Origin of the sequence: uncultured Kushneria sp., assembly GCF_947497025.1 — a bacterium.
GTDB lineage: Bacteria > Pseudomonadota > Gammaproteobacteria > Pseudomonadales > Halomonadaceae > Kushneria.
Window position 1 is genome coordinate 352,355 of record NZ_CANMFC010000003.1, and the last position, 19,957, is coordinate 372,311.

At 60.2% G+C, this 19,957-nt stretch carries 21 protein-coding genes; 20 read left to right on the forward strand and 1 reads right to left on the reverse strand.

The genetic code is table 11. The annotated features are described in order from the left end of the window. Position 1 precedes the first annotated feature (1 nt). From fabD to Q0931_RS07455, 13 genes are all read left to right on the forward strand, one after another. Complete coding sequence (gene fabD, locus Q0931_RS07395) at positions 2 to 958, forward strand: ACP S-malonyltransferase (protein ID WP_299258806.1); 957 nt, start codon at positions 2 to 4, stop codon at positions 956 to 958. A 49-nt stretch (positions 959 to 1,007) separates the two neighbouring features. Then, positions 1,008 to 1,748 (forward strand): 3-oxoacyl-ACP reductase FabG, encoded by a 741-nt coding sequence (fabG, locus tag Q0931_RS07400; RefSeq protein WP_108843441.1) that lies wholly within the window; start codon positions 1,008 to 1,010, stop codon positions 1,746 to 1,748. A gap of 93 nt (positions 1,749 to 1,841) precedes the next feature. Next, complete coding sequence (gene acpP / locus Q0931_RS07405) at positions 1,842 to 2,075, forward strand: acyl carrier protein (RefSeq protein ID WP_019951639.1); 234 nt, start codon at positions 1,842 to 1,844, stop codon at positions 2,073 to 2,075. 268 nt (positions 2,076 to 2,343) lie between these two features. Continuing rightward, positions 2,344 to 3,582, forward strand: a complete 1,239-nt coding sequence (gene fabF, locus Q0931_RS07410) for a beta-ketoacyl-ACP synthase II (RefSeq protein WP_299258815.1) — start codon at positions 2,344 to 2,346, stop codon at positions 3,580 to 3,582. 17 nt (positions 3,583 to 3,599) lie between these two features. Then, entirely contained in the window at positions 3,600 to 4,439 is an 840-nt protein-coding gene (gene pabC / locus Q0931_RS07415; RefSeq protein WP_299258817.1) for an aminodeoxychorismate lyase, read from the forward strand. A gap of 14 nt (positions 4,440 to 4,453) precedes the next feature. After that, positions 4,454 to 5,455: an endolytic transglycosylase MltG gene (gene mltG / locus Q0931_RS07420; protein ID WP_299258819.1), complete on the forward strand. Its 1,002-nt coding sequence runs from the start codon at positions 4,454 to 4,456 to the stop codon at positions 5,453 to 5,455. Between the two features lie 8 nt (positions 5,456 to 5,463). Next, a complete protein-coding gene (tmk, locus tag Q0931_RS07425; protein ID WP_299258821.1) occupies positions 5,464 to 6,105 on the forward strand; it encodes a dTMP kinase in 642 nt (213 codons plus the stop codon). Next, entirely contained in the window at positions 6,096 to 7,079 is a 984-nt protein-coding gene (locus Q0931_RS07430) for a DNA polymerase III subunit delta' (RefSeq protein ID WP_299258823.1), read from the forward strand. The genes tmk and Q0931_RS07430 overlap by 10 nt, the downstream gene beginning before the upstream one ends. Before the next feature lie 67 nt (positions 7,080 to 7,146). Continuing rightward, positions 7,147 to 7,443, forward strand: coding sequence for a PilZ domain-containing protein (locus Q0931_RS07435; protein WP_299258825.1), 297 nt, complete (start codon positions 7,147 to 7,149; stop codon positions 7,441 to 7,443). A 163-nt stretch (positions 7,444 to 7,606) separates the two neighbouring features. After that, a complete protein-coding gene (locus Q0931_RS07440; RefSeq protein ID WP_299258827.1) occupies positions 7,607 to 8,464 on the forward strand; it encodes a TatD family hydrolase in 858 nt (285 codons plus the stop codon). A gap of 10 nt (positions 8,465 to 8,474) precedes the next feature. Then, positions 8,475 to 9,047: a DUF1285 domain-containing protein gene (locus Q0931_RS07445; RefSeq protein WP_299258829.1), complete on the forward strand. Its 573-nt coding sequence runs from the start codon at positions 8,475 to 8,477 to the stop codon at positions 9,045 to 9,047. Continuing rightward, complete coding sequence (locus tag Q0931_RS07450; protein ID WP_299258831.1) at positions 9,044 to 11,236, forward strand: ATP-dependent helicase; 2,193 nt, start codon at positions 9,044 to 9,046, stop codon at positions 11,234 to 11,236. Before Q0931_RS07445 ends, Q0931_RS07450 begins: the two co-directional genes overlap by 4 nt. A gap of 15 nt (positions 11,237 to 11,251) precedes the next feature. Next, positions 11,252 to 12,097 (forward strand): sulfurtransferase, encoded by an 846-nt coding sequence (locus Q0931_RS07455; RefSeq protein ID WP_299258833.1) that lies wholly within the window; start codon positions 11,252 to 11,254, stop codon positions 12,095 to 12,097. A gap of 82 nt (positions 12,098 to 12,179) precedes the next feature. On the opposite strand, the gene Q0931_RS07460 is transcribed toward Q0931_RS07455, so the two are convergent. Beyond that, a complete protein-coding gene (locus Q0931_RS07460; RefSeq protein ID WP_299258835.1) occupies positions 12,180 to 13,826 on the reverse strand; it encodes an electron transfer flavoprotein-ubiquinone oxidoreductase in 1,647 nt (548 codons plus the stop codon). A gap of 311 nt (positions 13,827 to 14,137) precedes the next feature. On the opposite strand from Q0931_RS07460, the gene Q0931_RS07465 reads away from it, so the two are divergent. The 7 genes from Q0931_RS07465 (at position 14,138) to Q0931_RS07495 (ending at position 19,953) form a co-directional block, all read left to right on the forward strand. Continuing rightward, the gene (locus tag Q0931_RS07465) at positions 14,138 to 14,887 is read left to right on the forward strand and encodes an electron transfer flavoprotein subunit beta/FixA family protein (protein ID WP_299258837.1); all 750 of its coding nucleotides are present in this window, start codon (positions 14,138 to 14,140) and stop codon (positions 14,885 to 14,887) included. Next, complete coding sequence (locus Q0931_RS07470) at positions 14,887 to 15,822, forward strand: FAD-binding protein (protein ID WP_299258839.1); 936 nt, start codon at positions 14,887 to 14,889, stop codon at positions 15,820 to 15,822. Before Q0931_RS07465 ends, Q0931_RS07470 begins: the two co-directional genes overlap by 1 nt. Positions 15,823 to 16,091: 269 nt before the next feature. Continuing rightward, a complete protein-coding gene (locus tag Q0931_RS07475; protein ID WP_299258841.1) occupies positions 16,092 to 16,841 on the forward strand; it encodes a DUF3450 domain-containing protein in 750 nt (249 codons plus the stop codon). Then, entirely contained in the window at positions 16,838 to 18,235 is a 1,398-nt protein-coding gene (locus tag Q0931_RS07480) for a MotA/TolQ/ExbB proton channel family protein (RefSeq protein ID WP_299258843.1), read from the forward strand. The genes Q0931_RS07475 and Q0931_RS07480 overlap by 4 nt, the downstream gene beginning before the upstream one ends. Then, positions 18,232 to 18,768, forward strand: coding sequence for a MotA/TolQ/ExbB proton channel family protein (locus Q0931_RS07485; protein WP_299258845.1), 537 nt, complete (start codon positions 18,232 to 18,234; stop codon positions 18,766 to 18,768). Before Q0931_RS07480 ends, Q0931_RS07485 begins: the two co-directional genes overlap by 4 nt. Next, the gene (locus tag Q0931_RS07490) at positions 18,761 to 19,168 is read left to right on the forward strand and encodes a biopolymer transporter ExbD (protein WP_299258847.1); all 408 of its coding nucleotides are present in this window, start codon (positions 18,761 to 18,763) and stop codon (positions 19,166 to 19,168) included. Before Q0931_RS07485 ends, Q0931_RS07490 begins: the two co-directional genes overlap by 8 nt. Then, positions 19,168 to 19,953, forward strand: coding sequence for an energy transducer TonB (locus tag Q0931_RS07495; RefSeq protein ID WP_299258849.1), 786 nt, complete (start codon positions 19,168 to 19,170; stop codon positions 19,951 to 19,953). The genes Q0931_RS07490 and Q0931_RS07495 overlap by 1 nt, the downstream gene beginning before the upstream one ends. Positions 19,954 to 19,957: the final 4 nt, after the last annotated feature.

Consider the following 19,957-nt stretch of genomic DNA (forward strand, 5'->3'; position numbering starts at 1 on the left):
GATGAGCAATGCCCTCGCCCTGGTCTTTCCCGGTCAGGGTTCTCAGCAGCTGGGCATGCTGCGAGAGCTCGCCGAACGTTACAGCGTCGTAAGAACGACCTTTGAGGAGGCTTCCAATGCGTTGGGGTATGATCTCTGGCATGTAACGCAGGAAGGCCCTGAAACGGCGCTCAACGCTACGGCCTGCACGCAGACGGCGTTACTGACGGCCAGCGTGGCCATCTGGCGCGTGTGGCAGGAGCTGGAAGGTCCGCGGCCGGCGGCCATGGCCGGGCATAGTCTGGGCGAATACAGCGCGCTGGTCTGTGCTGGTGCGATGAGTTTTGCTGATGGCGTTCGACTGGTCCGTTTGCGCGGCGAAGCCATGCAGGACGCTGTGCCGGCTGGTCACGGCGGGATGGCAGCCATACTCGGCCTTGATGATGATGTCGTGGAAGCGGTCTGTGACGAGGCGGCGCAGGGCAGCATTGTTTCTGCCGTCAATTACAACTCGCCCGGACAGGTCGTGATCGCCGGTGAAAAGTCTGCAGTCGAGCGGGCCATTGCCCTTTGCCAGGAGCGCGGCGCTCGTCGTGCCATGCCCCTGCCGGTGTCTGTTCCTTCACATTGTGCACTGATGAAGCCCGCCGCCGAGCGTCTTGAACAGGCCATGGCTGATATCGACCTTCGCCAGCCACGCTATCGTGTTATCCAGAATGTGGATGCCGCGTGGCATGATGATCTTGATACCATCAAGGCGTGCCTGATTCAGCAGTTGTATCGCCCGGTACTCTGGACGCGCTGCGTAGAGGCGCTGTGTGAGCAGGGCGCCAGCGTCTTTATCGAGTGTGGCTCTGGCAAGGTGTTGACCGGGCTGGGCAAGCGCATCGCTCGTCAAAGCCGCGGTCTGGCGGTTAATGACCCCGAATCACTGGCGGCCGCCATTGAGCTGGCAAAAGAGATGCCGGAAAGCCGCTAATGGCGTGTCAATGCAACACAAGACATCAAGCCCAAAAGGGACAGCAAGCATGAGTGAAGCAAGAGTGGCACTGGTTACCGGTGCAACACGCGGCATTGGTCAGGCCATTGCTCGTGAGCTGGGTCGACAGGGCCATACGGTCATTGGTACGGCCACCAGCGAAGACGGCGCACGCCGCATCGAAGATGATCTTGCCGCGCATTCCATTGCCGGTGCGGGAATGGTGCTCAACGTGACCGACAGCGCTGCCATTGATCAGGTGCTCGGCGAGATCACCGAGCGTTTTGGCGCGCCCCTGATTCTGGTCAACAATGCCGGTATCACTCGTGATAACCTGTTGATGCGAATGAAGGATAACGAATGGGATGAGGTTCTGGATACCAACCTTACCTCGGTCTATCGTGTCTCGAAGGCATGTCTGAAGGCCATGACGCGTGCGCGCTTTGGTCGTATCGTCAACATAAGCTCTGTTGTCGCAACACTGGGCAACGCGGGCCAGAGTAACTATGCTGCGGCAAAGGCCGGCATGGAGGGCTTTACTCGTTCACTGGCTCGCGAGCTTGCCTCTCGCAATGTTACCGTCAATGCAGTAGCGCCCGGTTTCATTGCCACCGACATGACCAGTGAGCTGCCAGAGAAACACAAGGAATCATTGCTGAATCAGATTCCGCTGTCGCGTCTGGGGCAACCCGAAGAAATTGCAGCGGCCGCGTGTTTTCTGACCAGTGATGTCGCCGGGTATATCACCGGTGAAACGCTGCATGTCAATGGCGGTATGAACATGCGCTAGAACCGGCAAAGGACGCTGTTGCGTCCGAGAAAGACGGTCTATAAACTACCGCCAGTTTTGATCTGGCGACTCGTAAACCAGGAGTGATGATAAATGAGTACCATCGAAGAGCGCGTTAAAAAAGTTGTTGCCGAACGTTTGAACGTCAAGGAAGAAGAGATCCAGAACAGCTCTTCCTTCACTGAAGATCTGGGCGCCGACTCGCTCGACACCGTGGAACTGGTAATGGCTCTCGAAGAGGAATTCGATACTGAAATTCCCGATGAAGAAGCCGAAAAGATCACGACCGTGCAGGAGGCGATCGACTACATCGTCGCCCATCAGTAAGTTTTTGGCGCGATCCGGCCCTTTGGGCCAGGGTTGACCCGTAAAGCCGCCCCCTTTGGGAGCGGCTTTATTTTTAAATAATACTGACCGGTGGATAGCGTACGCTGCGCCGGCCCTTTCAAGCTGAATCATCAAGGATATATCAGTCAGAGACCGAGCCGACATTATCGGTATAATGACCACGATATATCATGCAGCAGGCGGTCGGGTATCCAGCAGGAATTCAGGCTCTCGAGCGCACTCATCTGTCTTTTTTGGAGGAAAAACGATGCCTCGCAGAAGGGTCGTGGTGACCGGCATCGGTCTGGTAACACCGGTAGGTAATACGACTGATGCCACCTGGGAAAGTATCAAGGCTGGCAAAAGCGGTATCGGATCGATCGAGCATTTTGATGCCAGTGGTCTGAACACCCGCTTCAGCGGTGCCATAAAAGGGTTTGATCCAGCGCCCTGGTTCAATCCCAAGGATGCCAAAAAAATGGATCTTTTCATCCAGTATGGCATCGCGGCTTCCGTCCAGGCGGTGCAGAACTCGGGGATTACCTGTAGCGAAGAAAACGCTCATCGCATCGGGGTTGCCATTGGTTCCGGGATTGGCGGATTGCCGATGATCGAAACCAACCACCAGTCGCTGTTGAAGTCGGGTGCGCGCCGTATTTCTCCCTTCTTTGTGCCCGGTTCGATCATCAACATGATCGCTGGCAACCTGGCCATCCAGTTTGGCTTTCGTGGTCCCAACATCGCTATTACGACAGCCTGTACTTCCGGGACACACAATATTGGGTATGGCGCCCGCACTATTGCCTATGGTGATGCCGATATCATGGTATGCGGTGGGGCCGAGATGGCCAGTACACCGCTGGGTGTAGGAGGCTTTTCCGCGGCTCGTGCGCTTTCGACCCGTAACGATGATCCGCAGGCCGCCAGCCGTCCATGGGACCGTGACCGTGATGGCTTTGTACTCTCTGATGGCGCCGGAATTCTGGTGCTGGAAGAGTATGAGCACGCCAAAGCGCGCGGGGCTGACATTCTGGCGGAATGCACAGGCTTTGGCATGAGTGATGATGCCTGGCACATGACAGCACCGCCCAGTGATGGCGCCGGCGCTGCAATGGCCATGAGCAACGCCATTCGTGATGCCGGGCTTGATCCCTCAAGCATTGGCTACATCAATGCCCACGGCACTTCCACACTGGTAGGGGATGTCGCAGAAAGTCTTGCGATCGAAAAGGTCCTCGGTGCTTCAGCGCGTGATGTGGCCATCAGTTCGACCAAGTCAATGATCGGACATCTGCTGGGCGCTGCCGGTGCCGTCGAGGCAGCCTTCTCTATACTGGCTCTGCGTGACCAGGTCGCACCGCCTACCATCAACCTGGATAATCCCGATGAGCAGTGCCGTCTGGACTACGTGCCGCATACCGCACGTGAAATGAAAATCGAGCATGTGCTGTCCAATTCGTTCGGTTTTGGTGGTACCAATGGTTCGCTGGTGTTCTCGCGCATCTGATGACAAGGGGCATCGGCATGAGGGGCGCAGATAGCGGTGACCCCATGGTGGACATGACAGATCGCGGGCTTGCGTACGGGGACGGTCTTTTCGAAACCGTGCTGGTAAGAGATGGTGTGCCTCTACTCTGGAATGAGCACTGCGCTCGCCTGTCGCGGGGCGCGCAGCGTCTTGGTTTTGAGGCTCCTTCGCGGGCGTGGCTGGATGCATTGCCCGGCGAGGCGCCACAGGGGGAGCATGTACTCAAGATCATGCTGACTCGCGGCAGTGGTGGGCGTGGCTATCGTCCGCCAGTGCCGGCCGAACCGCGCTGCTACTGGCAGTTCACCTCCTTCAAACCCATGCCCGAGCGGTGGGAGAAGGGCGTGAGCGTTCGACTTTGCCGCCTGCGGCTTGCGCGTCAGCCGGCGCTGGCCGGTCTCAAGCATCTTAATCGACTGGAAAACGTGCTGGCTCGGCAGGAATGGCAGGATGATGCCATTGCCGAGGGTATCCTGCTCAACGACCGCGATCAGCCCATCGAGGCAACGGCCATGAATCTGGCCTGGTTCGATCATGGGCAGTGGTGGACGCCCGAGCTGAGCGAGTGTGGTGTGGAGGGCACGCTGCGTCGTGTCCTGATCGATAAGGGTCTGCTGAGCATTGTTAGGCCAGAGGATACCTCGCTGCCCAGGTTGCTGAATTCGCAGAGTGCCTGTCTATTCAATTCCGTACAGGGCCTGTGGCCGATCGTTGGTTGCTTCGATTCGGATTGCCAGCATGTGCCCGGTCAGTGGCCCATCGGTGACCCGGTTCGCCGTCTTCAGTGTGATGCGCATACCCTGCTGGGTTATCAATCCAATTTTCCAACCTCCTGATCCGGGTTTCATGTATGCGATGGTTAAAGGGTGTGCTTCTGGTGCTGGTCATCATGGCGGCCGCCATTGGCGGAGGCTGGCTCTGGTGGCAGCACAAGCTGAATGAGCCGATTGCACTGCAATCATCGACCGTTTATGAAGTGCGCTCCGGCATGGGCGCCCGGCAGATCATTAATGAACTCGAGGATCGTGGCATCATTGACGAGCGCTGGCCGTATCAGCTGCTGGGCGTCATCGAGCCTGCCCGTTTGAGAGCCCTGCGTGCCGGCGAATTTGAAATCCTGCCTGACATGAATGCTCATGCGTTACTGGGCAAGCTGTCCAGTAATGATGTTGTCCGACATCGATTGACCATTCCGGAAGGACGCACCTTTGCCCAGATGCGCCAGATTCTGAATCAGGCCGAGCCGCTCGAGCACAAGACCCGTGATATGAGCGATGAAGAGGTCATGACCGCGCTTGGCATGGAAGGCGAGTTTCCCGAAGGCTGGTTCTTCCCGGATACCTATCAATGGCTCAAGGGGGCCACGGATCTTGAGCTGTTCAAGCGCGCTCATGACAGAATGGTCAGCACACTCAATGACGTCTGGGCCGAGCGCCAGCCTGATCTGCCGCTCGACAGTCCTTATCAGGCGCTGATTCTGGCCTCACTGATTGAAAAGGAAACCGGTGCTCCCGATGAGCGTACCCGGATTGCGGGTGTGTTCGTTCGCCGCCTTGAAAAGGGGATGCGTCTGCAGACCGACCCCACCGTGATTTACGGGCTGGGGCAGGCCTACAACGGGTCGTTGACGCGTGCCGATCTGACCGAATCCACACGCTGGAATACTTATGTCATCAATGGGTTGCCGCCTACGCCCATCGCAATGCCGGGGCGTGCTTCGCTGGAAGCTGCGGTCAATCCGGCAGACGGTGATGCACTCTATTTCGTTTCAAAAGGCAATGGAGAGCATCAGTTTTCTGCCACGCTTGAAGAACACAATGCGGCGGTGCGTCGCTATATCCTCAATCGTTGAGAGTTGTAATGACCCAGCAAGGCCGCTTTATCACTCTGGAGGGCGGGGAAGGTGTCGGCAAGAGCACCAATCTTTCCTTCGTTCGCGATTATCTTCAATCCCGTGGTATCCGTGTGGTCACCACGCGTGAGCCCGGTGGCACGCCCATGGCCGAGCGTATTCGCGCACTGTTGCTTGCCGATGACGCGCAGGAGCCGCTGGATGATCTGGCAGAGCTTTTGCTGGTGTTTGCCGGTCGCGCCCAGCATCTGGCGCAGGTGATCCGTCCCGCGCTTGCCCGCGGGGATTGGGTCATCAGTGACCGCTTTACCGATGCCACCTTTGCCTATCAGGGCAGTGCCCGCGGGATTGCCCGGGAGCGTATTGCCATGCTTGAGCAGTTTGTGCAGGGAGGGCTGGCGCCGGATCTCACGCTCTGGCTGGACATGCCGGTCACCTACGCCGCCGACCGTCTGGCGGCGCGAGGCGCAGAACGTGATCGTTTTGAGCGTGAGCGCGGCGATTTCTTTGAGCGGGTGCGCCAGGGATACCGCGCGCGCGCCGAACAGGCCCCGGAGCGCATGGTGGCGGTAGATGCCGCACAGCCGCTCGAGCAGGTGCAGCGCGATATTGCCACACGACTTGATCAACAGCTTACGACATGGAACTAACGCCCTGGCCCTGGCAGGCCTCCATCTGGCAGCGCCTGACCGCGCTGGCAGATGAATCTCGTCTGCCACATGCGCTCATGCTGACCGGGCCGTCGGGGCTGGGCAAGGAGCGTCTGGCACAGGCGCTGATCGCCCGCCAGCTCTGTCACTCACCGGGTGACACTGCCTGCGGCCAGTGTCATTCCTGTCAAATGCTGATGTCGGGATACCACCCCGATCTTCTGGAGATCCTGCCTGCCGAGCGAGGCAAGCAGATTCGCATTGATGCCATTCGTGACATTAACGCCTTTGCCTCCCAGACGGCGCAGCAGGGGGGATATCGCATTATCCACCTGGCGCCTGCCGAGGCGATGACGGTGGCGGCTTCCAATGCGCTGCTGAAAAGCCTCGAAGAGCCGGGTGTTGATACGCTGTTTATCCTGCAAAGCGATATACCGTCCCGGACGCTGCCGACCATTCGCAGCCGCTGCCAGCAGTGGTCGCATCCCCAGCCGGCGCGTGATGTGTCCATGGCGTGGCTGGCGCATGAGCTTGAAGATCAGGAGCAGGCAGCATTCTGGTGGCAGGTGGCCGGTGGTCGCCCGCTGCTGGCGCGCGATCTGGCCGCGCCCGAGGCTCGCCAGCTGCGCCAGGAGCTGCGGGAACTTTTTGAATCGCTGGTACGTGGCGGAGATCCGGTGGCAGAAGCGGCACGTCTGGACAAGCAGGCCCTGCCCGATATTTTATGGCACGGCGTGCTGTGGCTGGAGGATCTGATTCGCCTGGGCGTATCCGGTGACATGGACAGTGTCCGCAATCGGGATCTTTTGCCGCTATACCGTCAGGCCCTCAAGAATGCCCGCGTTCGCGACTGGTTTCGCCTGCTGGATTACGCTCACGAGCAGCGGCGTCTGCTGGCCGGGGGGGGCAATCCCAATGCGCAACTGGTGATCGAATCCTGGCTGATACGATGGTCAGCCCTGTTGCGTTCCTGATCCTGAACACAACTTTTCGCACAAACGGCCGATAAGGGAAGCGTAATTTTCTCATCAGGAGGTTTGCGTGAGCGCCAGGGCATTGTCTTTTACGTTCAACGATACCAATGCACTTAGAACAGCCTGGATGCCGCTTTTTGAGCGCGGTGGTCTGTTCCTGCCCACCCAGGTGCGTCATCGGCTGGGGCAGCGGGTCTATCTGCTGCTGACACTGCCGGAAGAGCATGATGCGCGTCCGGCATCGGGAATCGTTGCCTGGATATCGCCATCAGGGATGGCCGGTCAGCGAGAGGGCGGTGTGGGTGTTCATCTCGATGCTGAAGAACAGGTATTGCGCGAACATATTGAAGCGCTGCTGGCCTGACGACACCCCAGTGCGTTGTGCTTGATACGTATTTTTTATACCGTTATCCTCTTGTTTAAAGTTACTTGCACCTGAAAGCGCCGAAACGGCATCTTTGATCCCCTTGAAAGTCGATGATCTGCGATAATACCTGGTCTGTACAGCTTCTAACCGGGTAGGTTCAATGAGCCAGTTAACCGAACAATTGTCGTGGCCTTCGGTACTGATCGATTCTCACTGTCATCTTGATCGTCTTGATGCTGAAAGCGGCAGCGTGGATGACGTGCTGTCGCGTGCGCGTGATGCCGGTGTGCGCGGTTTTCTTGCCGTTGCCACTACGCTTGAGGGCGTGCCGGCGCTGGCCGAGATCGGACGCCGTCATGACGACGTCTTTTTTGGTGTCGGTGTCCACCCGATGCAGCGCCTTGAGCACGAGCCCACGCTTGAAGAGATTACGGACTGCATCGATCGATTCGAGCCGGTGGTCGTTGGCGAAATCGGGCTGGACTTTCAGACCGACGAGCAAGGGAGTCTTCGCGTGTCTCGGGAGATCCAGTTAAGCCGCTTTGAGCATCATCTGCGTGCTGCCCATGACGCCGAACTGCCGGTCAGTATTCATACCCGCTCAGCGCGTGAAGAGACGCTGGAGATGATCGAGCAATATCTCGACCCGAATGTGGGCGGCGTATTGCACTGCTTTACCGAAGACGTTGAGATGGCACGCCGCGCCGTCGCTCATGGCTTCATGATTTCGCTTTCCGGTATTGTCACCTTTGCCAGCGCCGAAAACGTGCGCGCGCTGGCCCGGGCGCTCCCTCTGGATCGACTGCTGCTCGAAACCGACAGCCCGTGGCTCTCGCCGGTGCCTTACAGAGGACGAGCGAATGAGCCGGCGCGTGTGCTGGAAGTAGCCCGGGTCATCGCCCGTGAGCGCAATATCAGTCTTGATGAAGTGGCCATGCAGACCACGGCCAATTTCCATCGTCTTTTTCGTCGGACCGCGCCTTCACACGACGCCGCTGCATCGCTTACCCATGCCTGAGGAGCCTGCCATGTCACTGGAGACACTGCTGACGGTTCAAGCCAATGATCAGCCCCTGCCGCTGGAAGCGTGGGATCCAGCGCTGTCGGGTGAGCTGGACATCCTGGTGGATCGTTCGGGTATCTGGTGGCACGAGGGCGTGAAGGTAGCGCATCCACGTGTGCTGCGTACGCTGTCACGTCTTCTTCGATGTGAGGCTGACGGTCACTACTATCTGGTCACACCGGTCGAAAAATGGCGGATCCGGGTCGAGGAGTATCCATTGCTGATCGTGGAGGTTACCCGTCAGGAGGAGACAGGCACCGGCCCTGGCTGGCTTTTGACCACACAGACCGGGGAGCACGCCACGCTGGACAGTCATTGTTGCCTGGTCACGGATGACGAGACGGACATCCCCCGGGTCATCTGGCGTCATGGCCTTTCGGCCCGCCTGTCGCGCCAGTGCTGGTATTACCTTGTCGAGCATGCCGAATGCATGGAAGACACTGAGGGGCGCTTGCATATGGGGCTTCAAAGCGGCGGCCACTGGCATGCGCTCGGGGCGCCGGTCTCGCCGGACGATATTTCCACATCGCCATCATGAGACTGACCGAACAGCAGCAGGCCGTGGTGCAACACAGCCAGGGGCATGCGCGGGTCTTTGCCGTGGCCGGTGCCGGCAAGACATCGACCATGGTAGCGCGAGTGCTGCATCTCATGGCGATCGGGACGCCGGCAGATCGGATCATGGTGTTGATGTTCAATCGCGCTGCGCGCGAAGATTTCGCCGCGCGACTGCGCATGCTGGCGCCCGCCGGAAGCCGATTGCCCCAGGTGCGTACCTTTCACTCCATTGGGCATCGGCTGGGGCAGAGCCTGGTGCGCTGGGGCGCGCTGCCGGCGCGTCGACTGATTGAAGGGGAGTGGCAGCGAGAGCGCCTCGCGCGCCAGGTGCTGCAGCAACTGCTTGTCGATGAGCCCGCGCAGCTGGCCCTGGCACTGGAAGAGGAGCGCATCGAGGCGCTGCTGCAGTTCTGTGACCTGGTCAAATCGGAATGCCTGCCACCGGCCAGACTCCATGAGCGTGGTGACTACGGTGCTGATACGGAGCACTTCGTGCCGGCCTTTCTGGAGATGGAGCGCCAGATGCACGCGCAGGGGGTCATGACCTATGCCGACCTGCTGTATCGACCGCTGCGGGCGCTGATTCGCGATGAAACGGCGCGAGGGCGTATTCAGGGGCGGCTCGATCACATCATTGTCGATGAGTACCAAGACATCAACGAGGTTCAGCTGCGCCTTCTGTCGATGCTGGCGGGCACCAGTGCCAGCGTCATGGCGGTCGGCGATGCCAATCAGTGTATCTATGAGTGGCGCGGGGCGCGCCCGGATGCCATGAACGCCCGCTTTAGCGAGCTTTTCGGGGCACCGACCGATTACCCTCTGAGCTGGACCTTTCGCCACGGTCATGCCGTATCGCTGATGGCCAACCATGTGATTCGCGCCAACAAGGGGGCTGCTGACCAGCTCACGCTATCGGCTCCCGACAATCCCGATACGCAGGTTGAATGCGATAGTGGCGGCACACGTCTGGTCAATACGCTAAAGGCATGGCAGGCACAGGGGCGTGACCTGAAGGAGTGTGCAGTGCTGGTGCGTAGCTGGTCGCTCAGCGTGCCCGTGCAGCTGCGTCTTCTAAGAGACAATATTCCCTTTCATCTGGGGCAGCAGGATCGTTTCGTGTTTCGTCTGCCGCTGGTAAGAGCCCTGGCAGGTTATCTGGAGTTGACCCGGCGCCCGGAGCTTCTACAGGACAGCGAGCATCTGCTGTTGCTTTATAGTCAGCCCAGCGCCTTTGTCAGTCAGGAGCGCCTTGGGCCACTGACGGCAGAGCTTGCCCGCACCGGTCGCTGGCCCGAGCAGCACATCGTTCTGGACGGCCTGAAACCCTTTCAGCGTCGACATCTTAAAAAGCGCTGGGCGCTGCTGCAGAAACTGCCTTCCATGCGTGATCAGGCGCCCGCCGATGTACTGTCTCATGTGGTTGATACCCTGGAAGCCGAAAAGCTTTTGCGCCGTGCTGCGGCTCGCCGCGACAAGGGGGAAGAGGATATCCGCCTGCTGGATGTTCTGATCGAGCAGGCCGGGGAGCTGGCCGATGATCCGGATGCCTTCATTGCACTGCTCAAGAATCCGGTCATTAATCAGGAGCAGGGCGTGTTGCTGTCGACCATTCATGGTGCGAAAGGGCTCGAATGGCCGCTGGTGGCGCTTGCCGGGCTCAATGAGGAGGATTTCCCGCTCTATTCCAGAGAAAATCCGCTGACCCCTCAGGCGCTGGAAGAGGAGCGACGGCTTTTTTATGTCGGCATTACCCGAGCCCGCGAACGCCTGCTGTTGCTCTCTGATCCGGCGCCCCATCGTATCAGCCGATTTGTGGAAGAAGCCGCCTGGGAAGACAGTGTCAAAATGACTCGTGCCATTGCGGCAGGGCCTGAGGCAGGATCAGAGGCTGCACCCGGGGTGCGCGACCCGGCACTGGTCAACCGCTATCTTGAGGGTGTCGGCGTTGATGCCTCATTTCGTGCCAGTGCCGGGCAGAAGACGCCGGCGATACTCTCGCAGACCGAGGACTGGCGGCCGGGTGAGCAGGTGCGTCACGCCGTATTTGGAGAAGGGCGCATCGAGCTGGTCGAAGGTGACCGCGAGCGCTGCGTGCTGGAAGTCATGTTTCATCGGGCCGGCCGTCGCCGGTTAATTGCTTCACGCGCGCCGATCGAGCGCGTTGGTTAAATTCAGGGAGTTTTCATGACCACTGCACTGACAGACGTCACAACCCTTCTGATGTGGCAGCGCGACAGCACACCGCTGGTGATTCTCGACTGTCGGGCACGACTGGATGACGCCCGAGCGGCTTCGCGGCTCTATCAGGAAGGTCATCTGCCCGGCGCCCTGCTGGCGGATATGGACGAGGATCTTTCTGCACCGCCGGGCGGCGCCAGAGGAGGCCGTCATCCGCTGCCGGCCCCTGACACCTGGCAGAAAACGCTTCAGGGCTGGGGCATCACGCCCGAGACCCGGGTGGTTGTCTATGACGATCTGGGCGGGCAGCTGGCCGCGGCGCGCGCATGGTGGATGCTGCACTGGGCCGGTCATGACAATGTGTTTGTCCTCAACGGCGGCATTCAGGTCTGGCAGGCCGTGGGCGGAGCGCTGGAGCGCGACACGCCCGTGATGCCAACGCCAAGCGACTGGGTGTGTGATTTCCAGCATCAGATGGTGGCCAGTGCCGATGACGTGGCCGAAGGCGACGCGCTGCTGCTCGATGCCAGACCGCCGGCGCGCTATCGCGGCGAAAGCGAGCCGATTGATCAGGTGGCCGGCCATATTCCCGGCGCCGTCAATGTGCCGGGCGCTTCGCTTCTGGGAGGGGATAACTGCATGGCAGAGAGTGATGTTCTCGAAAGACTGATACCGGCCACCGGCCAGTCGAGCATCGCCTACTGCGGGTCCGGTATCTCCGCCTGCATGATCATCCTGGCGCACGCAGCGCTGGGCAGGCCGCTGCCCAGACTTTATCCGGGCTCCTGGAGCGAGTGGAGCCGGGACCCGGCGCGCCCTGTCGCCACCGATACCAGCGCCCCGACGGTCTGATTGGCAGGCCATCTACGCAAGTGGCCCCGATGTTTTCAGACATCGGGGCCCTTTTGTATATCAATGCATGTCAGGCGTGTCGCTACATGTTGGGATAGCCGGGACCATTGCCACCTTCCGGCGTGACCCAGTGAATATTCTGGGACGGGTCCTTGATATCGCAGGTCTTGCAGTGAATGCAGTTCTGGAAGTTGATCTGAAAGCGCGGCGTGCCATCGCTGTCTTCAACCACTTCGTAGACGCCGACCGGGCAGTAACGCTGGGCCGGCTCGGCATAGCGGGGTAGATTGACGCTGACTGGAATGCTCGGGTCGCGTAGCTGCAGATGACAGGGCTGATCTTCCTCGTGATGTGTATTGGAGAGATACACCGAGGAGGGCTTGTCAAACGACAGCACACCGTCGGGACGCGGATAATCAATTCTTTCTGCGGCGTCAGCGGTTTTCAGACGCGTATGGTCCGCGATGGTGTCATGCAGTGTGGGCAGTGGCAGACGCAGTTTCTGCTCAAGGAAGTTCCACGCCCCGCCCATGACCATCCCGAAGCGGTGCATGGCCGGGCCGAAGTTGCGGTGTTTGGCCAGTGCCTCGTGGGCCCAGCTGCCCTCAAAGCGGGTGGTAAAATCGCTGAGCGTGCTGCCGCCTTCATCTCCAGCTGCAAGCGCGGCGACGACGGTGTCGGCCGCCAGCATGCCGGACTTCATGGCCATGTGAAGCCCCTTGATACGCGCAAAATCCAGCGTACCGGCATCACAGCCGATCAAAAGACCTCCGGGGAAGACCATCCTGGGCAGGCTGTTGAGTCCGCCCTTGGTGAGGGCGCGTGCACCGAAGGCCAGTCGTGTCCCGCCCTTGAGATGACGCGCGATTTCCGGGTGATGCTTCATGCGCTGGAATTCATCGAAAGGCGAAAGCCAGGGGTTGTCATAGGCCAGGTCCACGATCAGGCCGACCATGACCTGACGGTCGCTGCCGTGATACAGGAAACTGCCGCCGTGGGCTCTGGAGGACAGCGGCCAGCCGGCGGTGTGGACGACCAGCCCCGGCTCATGCTGCTCGGCAGGCACTTCCCAGAGCTCCTTGAAGCCGATGGCATAGTGCTGTTCATCGCGCCCGGCAGCCAGATCAAAATGCTTGATCAGTTCCTGCCCAAGATGACCGCGCGCGCCTTCGGCAAAAAGGGTATAGCGCCCGTAAAGCTCGATGCCCGGTTCGTGGGAAGGCTTGGGATTGCCCTCATGATCAAGGCCCATATCGCCGGTAATGACGCCGGTGATTTCCCCATGTTCACCAAACATCAATGACTGGGCGGCAAAGCCCGGGAAAATATCGACGCCCAGCGCTTCGGCCTGTTCGGCCAGCCAGCGGCACAGATCGCCGGCACTGATCAGATAGCTGCCCTCGTTGAGCATGGAAGGCGGGATCAGCGCCTCGGGAAAGCGCACCGCCCGCTCGCTGTCGCGCAAATACAGGACCTCATCGCGCAGCGCCGGGGTATGCAGGGGGGCGCCGCGGTCCTTCCAGTCGGGAAAGAGCTCATCGAGGGCGCGCGGATCAAAGGCCGCGCCCGAAAGAATATGCGCGCCGACTTCGGCACCCTTTTCCAGCACGCAGACACTCAGTTCACGCGCCTGCTCACTGGCCGCCTGTATCAGACGACAGGCCGCGGAAAGACCGGCAACGCCTGCGCCGACAATTACCACATCAAATGACATGGACTCTCTGTCCATTGAGCAACTCCTTGCGTGATTCATCCCCCATCCTGATGACGTAGGGCGTGTTACACTAACGTTTTTGGATGGCAATGATTCTCAGCCGCTTCCGGAAGCAGCCTGGGGGCTGGATAATGCCTGATTATCGCATCAAGTCGGGGGCCGGCCCAATTCGAACCTTTTTTCCGAGCCAATTTGTTGTCTTGTGCGGCCCTGGTCCCCATGTAGGCTGACAGTCATCCTGCGAGAACCGCCCCGAAGCTCCCCGTGCGTCGACAATGGGCGGTCATGTTCACGAATTTCGAGATATCCGACACCACGAGGAAGGCATGAAAGTACTCGTCGCCATCAAGCGCGTGATTGATCACAACGTCCGGGTGCGCATCAGGGAAGACCACAGCGATGTGGACCTGACGCACGCCAAAATGGCCATGAATCCGTTTTGTGAGATTGCGCTTGAAGAAGCCGTCCGCCTCAAGGAGCAGGGCATCGCTGATGAAGTGGTGGCTGTTTCCATCGGTGACAAAAGCGTGCAGGAGCAGCTTCGCACCGCCATGGCGCTGGGGGCTGACCGCGTATTGCATGTGAACAGCGATACTGCGGTTGACTCACTCGGTGCCGCCCGGGTGCTGGCCGAAGTGGTCAAGCGTGAAAATCCGGCGCTGGTACTGCTGGGCAAGCAGTCCATCGATAGCGACAGCAGCCAGACCGGCCCCATGCTGGCCGCCCTGACGCAACTGCCGCAGGCCACCTTTGCCTCAAAAATCACCATCGATGGTGATCGGCTGGAGGTCACCCGGGAAATTGATGGGGGGCTGGAAACGCTTGCCATGTCGCTGCCGGCCGTGGTCACGACGGACCTGCGTCTCAACGAGCCGCGCTATGCCAAGCTGCCGGCCATCATGAAGGCCAAAAAGCGCCCGATTGAAAGTCTGGAAATTGACACGCTGGGGGTTGACGTCACGCCACGTCAGGCGCTGATTCGGGTCGATGTCCCGAGAGAGCGCCAAGCCGGGGTGCGCGTGGATTCAGTGGATGAATTGATTGATCGACTCAAGAACGAAGCGAAGGTGATCTGATGAGCGATACACGTATTCTGGTCATCGCCGAGCAGGAAAAGGGCCATCTCTCCAGCGCGACGGCGCGCGTCATGGACGCGGCTTCACGGCTTGGTGGCCCGATCGATGTGCTGGTGGCCGGCAGTCAGGCCAGTGAGGCGGCCCAAAAGGCAGCGCGCCTGACCGGCGTTTCCGTTGTGACCAGCGTGGAAGACAGCGCATTTGATCACATGCTGGCGGAAAACATGGGGTCGCTGATCGTGTCACTGGCCGAGCCCTATACTCATCTGCTGTGCGCCTCGACCACCAGTGGGCGTAATGTCATGCCGCGGGTGGCAGCACTGCTGGGCGTAGGACAAATCTCCGATGTCATTGCTGTTGAATCCGCTGACACCTTCGTTAGACCCATCTATGCCGGCAGTGTGCTGGCCACCGTGCGCAGTCTGGATGACAAAAAGGTCATGACCATTCGTCCGACCGCCTTTGAGCCGGTCGGCGAGCAGAGTGCGGCCAGCGTTTCAAGCGCTACCAGCACCGGTGATCAGGGGCTGGTGACCTTCGTTGACGAACAGCTGGCTGGCGGCGAGCGCCCCGAGCTGGGCGGTGCCCGCGTGATCATCTCCGGCGGCCGGGGCCTTGGCAGTGCCGAGAACTTCCGCCTGATCGAAGGCGTGGCAGACCGGCTCGGTGCGGCTGTAGGTGCCTCGCGTGCTGCCGTGGATGCCGGCTACGTCCCCAACGACCTTCAGGTCGGCCAGACCGGCAAGATGGTCGCGCCAGAGCTCTACATCGCCGCCGGCATTTCCGGGGCAGTGCAGCATCTTGCCGGCATGAAGGATTCAAAGGTGATTGTGGCCATCAACTCCGATGAGGAAGCCCCGATCTTTCAGGTGGCCGACTACGGTCTGGTTGCCGATCTGTTTCAGGCGCTGCCGGAGCTTGAACGCAAGCTTTGATGTGCGGTCTCAAGAATGGCCATGAGCCGGCTTCGTGCCGGCTTTTTTGTGGATGGCGCACCGGGTCACTCAAAAGCAGCCCCAGCATGGCGATGTTAGCGATGATCATTTGATAATTGTTCTTGTTTCTATTAAGTTGCCCTGGTTGTCCGGTATCGTATATTCGGATTGTCCCCATTTTTACTGTACGCCTCTTCCTGGAGAATCATGTGAGGACCCACCGTCGTAATTGTTGTCTCAGAGGCGCTGCCTTTTCCCTATTGACGATAATGGCATTACCGACGCTGGCAGAGGCGTCGTCACTTCGTGATGAAACCGCTCAGCAGCAGCAACAGCAGCAGGCCATTCAGACGCGTATCGATCAGGCAGATGACGAGACCCGCGAACTTTTAACCCGCCTTCGCGACGCGCAGTCGTCGGCACAGCGACTGGAACGCTACAACGATCAGCTTTCCTCAATCCTGGAGGAGCAGCAGCAGCGAATCGAGCGCCAGCAGCATGCACTGGAAACTCTGGGCGAGACCCGGGATGCGCTGCCAGACACCCTTCAGGACATGCTGGACCGCCTGAGGGCACTGGTGGAAGCCGATATTCCCTTCCGCCATGACGAACGCGTGGCCCGGCTGGACGGCCTTGAGAAAACGCTGGTCGATCCCTCCATTTCCAATGAGAAGCGCATGGAGCAGCTTCTCTCGGTCTGGCGCACGGAGCTTGATTATGGGCGCAACATGGACAGTTGGCAGGGCCGGCTGACCCAGGGCAATCAGCAGCGTGACGTTCAGTTTTTACGCATGGGACGCATTGGGTTTTATTACCTCACGCCGGATGGCGAGCAGGGTGGCGTCTGGAAAAACCGGGATCATCAGTGGCATCCGCTGGACAACGCCGAGCGTGCCGAGGTCAACCGCGGTATTCGCATTGCCAATGATCAGCGTGCCCCCGAGCTTCTGTCATTGCCGCTTTCCATTGAACCGGAACAGGCGTCATCCGAATCCGCGTCGCAGGGGGCATCCTCATGAAGGTGGTAAAACATATGACCGGGCCTCTGGCCGGTGCCGCACTGGCCCTGATGGTGGGTATCTCTCTGCCGGCCTCTGCCGACGAACAGTCAGCCCCTTCGCTTGAAGATATTGTCCAGAGCTATCAGCAGGGCTCTGCCCGGGCGCAGCAGCGTGACCTGTCGCGTCTCGATACTCTGCTGGATGATCGTGAGCAATTAAAACAGGCCGTGGCGGATGCCGAGGCAAACCAGCAAAAGGCGCAGGCGCGTCGCGATAGCCTCGACAGCACCCGCCAGCGCCAGGAAAAGGCCATCGCAGACATCAATGAGCGGCGAAGCAGTGAAGGCGATGATCTTCAGCCGATGTTCGATCAATTGCGTCACGAGATCGACGATACCCGCGACAGCCTGAACAACAGCTGGCTGACGCTGGGTAGCGAGATCCGCCTGCCGTCGCTGGACGATTCAAGCATTGCTTCCACCGAGGACCTCGAGCAGTACGCGAAGTCGATGAGCCAGCTGATCGCGCGCAGCGCTCAGGGCGAACACCTGCAACTGCCCGTGGCCGGGAAAAATGGCGAAATCACCCAGCGCGACGTGGTGCGTCTGGGTGGCATGAGCGCGTTCAGTGAGGGCGATCTGCTGAGGGCGCCGGCAGATGACCGCCCGCTGGCCGTGGCAGCGCATACGCCGGGCAGTGTCTCGGATCAGCTGAAAGCACTGGCCAGCGGTGAAGGCGACACCATGGCGCTTGATCCGACCGATGGAGAAGTGCTGGAAGCACTGGCGCAGCAGCCCTCTCTCGTCGAGCGCGTCAGGCAGGGCGGCGTGATCGGCTATATCACGCTGGCGCTGGGTGCCGTTGGCCTTTTGATTGCTCTGGCCCAGTTTGCATGGCTGGCGCTGGTCAGTGCCCGTACTCGTCGCCAGATGCATCAATTCGAGGATTTGCGCAACGATAACCCGCTGGGGCGTGTACTCAAGCGATTTGGACAGCAGCAGCGCTACCATGAGCCTGAAGTACTCGAGGCCCGAATGGATGAAATGCTGCTGGCCGAGCAGCCGGGGCTGGAACGCGGGCAGGCGGTTGTCAAGGTGATTGCTGCCATCGCTCCTCTGATGGGACTGCTGGGCACGGTCACCGGCATGATTGGCACCTTTCAGGCCATCACGGTGTTCGGCAGTGGCGATCCCAAAATGATGGCCGGCGGTATCAGTCAGGCACTGGTGACCACTGTACTGGGGCTGGTCGTGGCCATCCCTCTGCTGTTTGCCAACACCGCGCTCAACAGCCGTAGCCGCAGCCTGATGAATCTGCTGGAGCGACAGGCCAGTGCCCATCTGGCGGATCGCATGGATGAGCAGCACTCAGGGCTTGAAGCCGACACCCGTCTGCATGGAAGTGCCTCATGATCGAGGCGCTGGTGCATCCCATTGCACGGCTGGCCAGCGCCGGTGGCCCGGTGCTGGTGGTGATTGCTCTGGTCGCCGTGCTGCTGTTTACGCTGGCACTGGAGCGGCTGATCTACTGGCAGTGGCGCTATCGCCGGCAGCGCCAGGCGCTGATTACCCGCTGGCAACAGCGCCATGAGCATGTCAGCTGGAGCGCCCGTACGCTGCGCGAATGCTGGTGTGGTGAACTCATCAGTGCGCTGAGAGCCTCGCTGCCGTGGTTGAAGCTGCTGGTGGCCCTGTGCCCGCTGCTGGGGCTGGTGGGTACCGTCACCGGCATGATCCAGGTGTTTGATACGCTCTCCATTACCGGGGTGGGCCAGGCGCGCGGCATGTCGGATGGTGTGGCACGTGCCACGCTGCCAACGCTGGCCGGCATGGCGGTGGCCGTGGTGGGCATCCTCTTTACCAGTCGGTTTGAACACATCGTGCGACGTGAAGATCAGTATCTTCACGATCGACTGACCCGAGCCACGGAGATCGATCATGCGTAGACGGCGAACTCGCATGGAAGAAGACACGACCGCTATCGACCTGACCCCGATGCTGGACGTGGTCTTCATCATGCTGATCTTCTTTATTGTCACCACCAGCTTTGTGCGTGAAAGCGGGGTAGACATCGATCGCCCCGAGTCAAGCGAAGCCACGCAGCGCAATGACACCCAGGTACTGGTGGCCATCACCTCGGAAGGCACGGTCTGGGTAGACGGTCAGGCCGTGGACAGCAACGCCGTGGGCGATCGCGTGCGGGAAACGTTGTCGGGGAGTGACGGCAACGTGGTCATCCAGGCCGATCGCGCCTCACAGACCGGACTTTTGATCCAGACCATGGATCGCATCCGTCAGGCGGGCGTTGAAAACGTGGCGGTGGCGGCGTCGCGAGGAGAGAACTGATGCGTCAGGCGCTTGCGCTGCTGGGCGCGCTGGCCCTTGCACTGCTGCTGTTCTGGGGGCTGGCCTTGATGGTCGCCCCGCCCGAGCCACGGGATACGCCTCAGGAAACCATGACCATGTCGATCGTTGACAACGTGGCAGCACCTGCCAGGGCGCCCGAGGCCTCGAACGATATCGCTGCGGCCGCACCGCCTCCGCCGCCACCCGCTGCACCGGCACGGCCTGCGCCGGCGCCCCTGCCGGCCGAGGATGTACAAAGCGATATTCAACTGCAGGAACAGGAGGTCAGCGAACCTCAGGCGCCGGACGTCAGGATGAACGATGATTTGCCGGAGCTTGAGGTTGAGAAACCGGAGCCAAGGCCTGAACCAAAACCTGAGCCCAAACCTGAGCCGCGTCCAGCGCCGACGCCGCCAAAACAGCAGGCCACGCCCACGCCATCGTCTCAGGGCACGCAGCAAAGTGAGCAGCAGGGGTCGCAAAGCGGTGGCACGCCCGAGGGAGCAACCGCCCAGGGTGGCGGCACGGTACAGGCACAGCCTACCAGCCGGGTGCAGCCGGAATACCCCATGCGGGCAAGGCGACGGGGTGAAGAGGGCTTCGTCGAGATGAGCTTTATCATCAATGCCGATGGCAGTGTCGATGCAGGCTCCATTCAGGTCACGGCGTCAGAGCCCGGGGGGGTATTTGACAGTGCTGCCCGTGATGCCATCGAGCAGTGGCAGTTCCCGTCTCGCGATGCGCCGGCTCGTACGCGTCAGCGGCTGGTCTTCAAGCTGAGGTAATGCC

What these genes read in the sequence shown, in the direction of transcription:
- mltG (WP_299258819.1), top strand. Translation starts at nt 4,454, where the DNA reads ATGCGATGGTTAAAGGGTGTGCTTCTGGTGCTGGTCATCATGGCGGCC.
- fabG (WP_108843441.1), top strand. Translation starts at nt 1,008, where the DNA reads ATGAGTGAAGCAAGAGTGGCACTGGTTACCGGTGCAACACGCGGCATT.
- Q0931_RS07445 (WP_299258829.1), top strand. Translation starts at nt 8,475, where the DNA reads ATGTCACTGGAGACACTGCTGACGGTTCAAGCCAATGATCAGCCCCTG.
- Q0931_RS07455 (WP_299258833.1), top strand. Translation starts at nt 11,252, where the DNA reads ATGACCACTGCACTGACAGACGTCACAACCCTTCTGATGTGGCAGCGC.
- Q0931_RS07485 (WP_299258845.1), top strand. Translation starts at nt 18,232, where the DNA reads ATGATCGAGGCGCTGGTGCATCCCATTGCACGGCTGGCCAGCGCCGGT.
- Q0931_RS07490 (WP_299258847.1), top strand. Translation starts at nt 18,761, where the DNA reads ATGCGTAGACGGCGAACTCGCATGGAAGAAGACACGACCGCTATCGAC.
- Q0931_RS07430 (WP_299258823.1), top strand. Translation starts at nt 6,096, where the DNA reads ATGGAACTAACGCCCTGGCCCTGGCAGGCCTCCATCTGGCAGCGCCTG.
- Q0931_RS07495 (WP_299258849.1), top strand. Translation starts at nt 19,168, where the DNA reads ATGCGTCAGGCGCTTGCGCTGCTGGGCGCGCTGGCCCTTGCACTGCTG.
- Q0931_RS07465 (WP_299258837.1), top strand. Translation starts at nt 14,138, where the DNA reads ATGAAAGTACTCGTCGCCATCAAGCGCGTGATTGATCACAACGTCCGG.
- fabF (WP_299258815.1), top strand. Translation starts at nt 2,344, where the DNA reads ATGCCTCGCAGAAGGGTCGTGGTGACCGGCATCGGTCTGGTAACACCG.
- fabD (WP_299258806.1), top strand. Translation starts at nt 2, where the DNA reads ATGAGCAATGCCCTCGCCCTGGTCTTTCCCGGTCAGGGTTCTCAGCAG.
- pabC (WP_299258817.1), top strand. Translation starts at nt 3,600, where the DNA reads ATGAGGGGCGCAGATAGCGGTGACCCCATGGTGGACATGACAGATCGC.
- acpP (WP_019951639.1), top strand. Translation starts at nt 1,842, where the DNA reads ATGAGTACCATCGAAGAGCGCGTTAAAAAAGTTGTTGCCGAACGTTTG.
- Q0931_RS07470 (WP_299258839.1), top strand. Translation starts at nt 14,887, where the DNA reads ATGAGCGATACACGTATTCTGGTCATCGCCGAGCAGGAAAAGGGCCAT.
- Q0931_RS07450 (WP_299258831.1), top strand. Translation starts at nt 9,044, where the DNA reads ATGAGACTGACCGAACAGCAGCAGGCCGTGGTGCAACACAGCCAGGGG.
- tmk (WP_299258821.1), top strand. Translation starts at nt 5,464, where the DNA reads ATGACCCAGCAAGGCCGCTTTATCACTCTGGAGGGCGGGGAAGGTGTC.
- Q0931_RS07460 (WP_299258835.1), bottom strand. Translation starts at nt 13,826, where the DNA reads ATGGACAGAGAGTCCATGTCATTTGATGTGGTAATTGTCGGCGCAGGC.
- Q0931_RS07475 (WP_299258841.1), top strand. Translation starts at nt 16,092, where the DNA reads ATGGCATTACCGACGCTGGCAGAGGCGTCGTCACTTCGTGATGAAACC.
- Q0931_RS07440 (WP_299258827.1), top strand. Translation starts at nt 7,607, where the DNA reads ATGAGCCAGTTAACCGAACAATTGTCGTGGCCTTCGGTACTGATCGAT.
- Q0931_RS07480 (WP_299258843.1), top strand. Translation starts at nt 16,838, where the DNA reads ATGAAGGTGGTAAAACATATGACCGGGCCTCTGGCCGGTGCCGCACTG.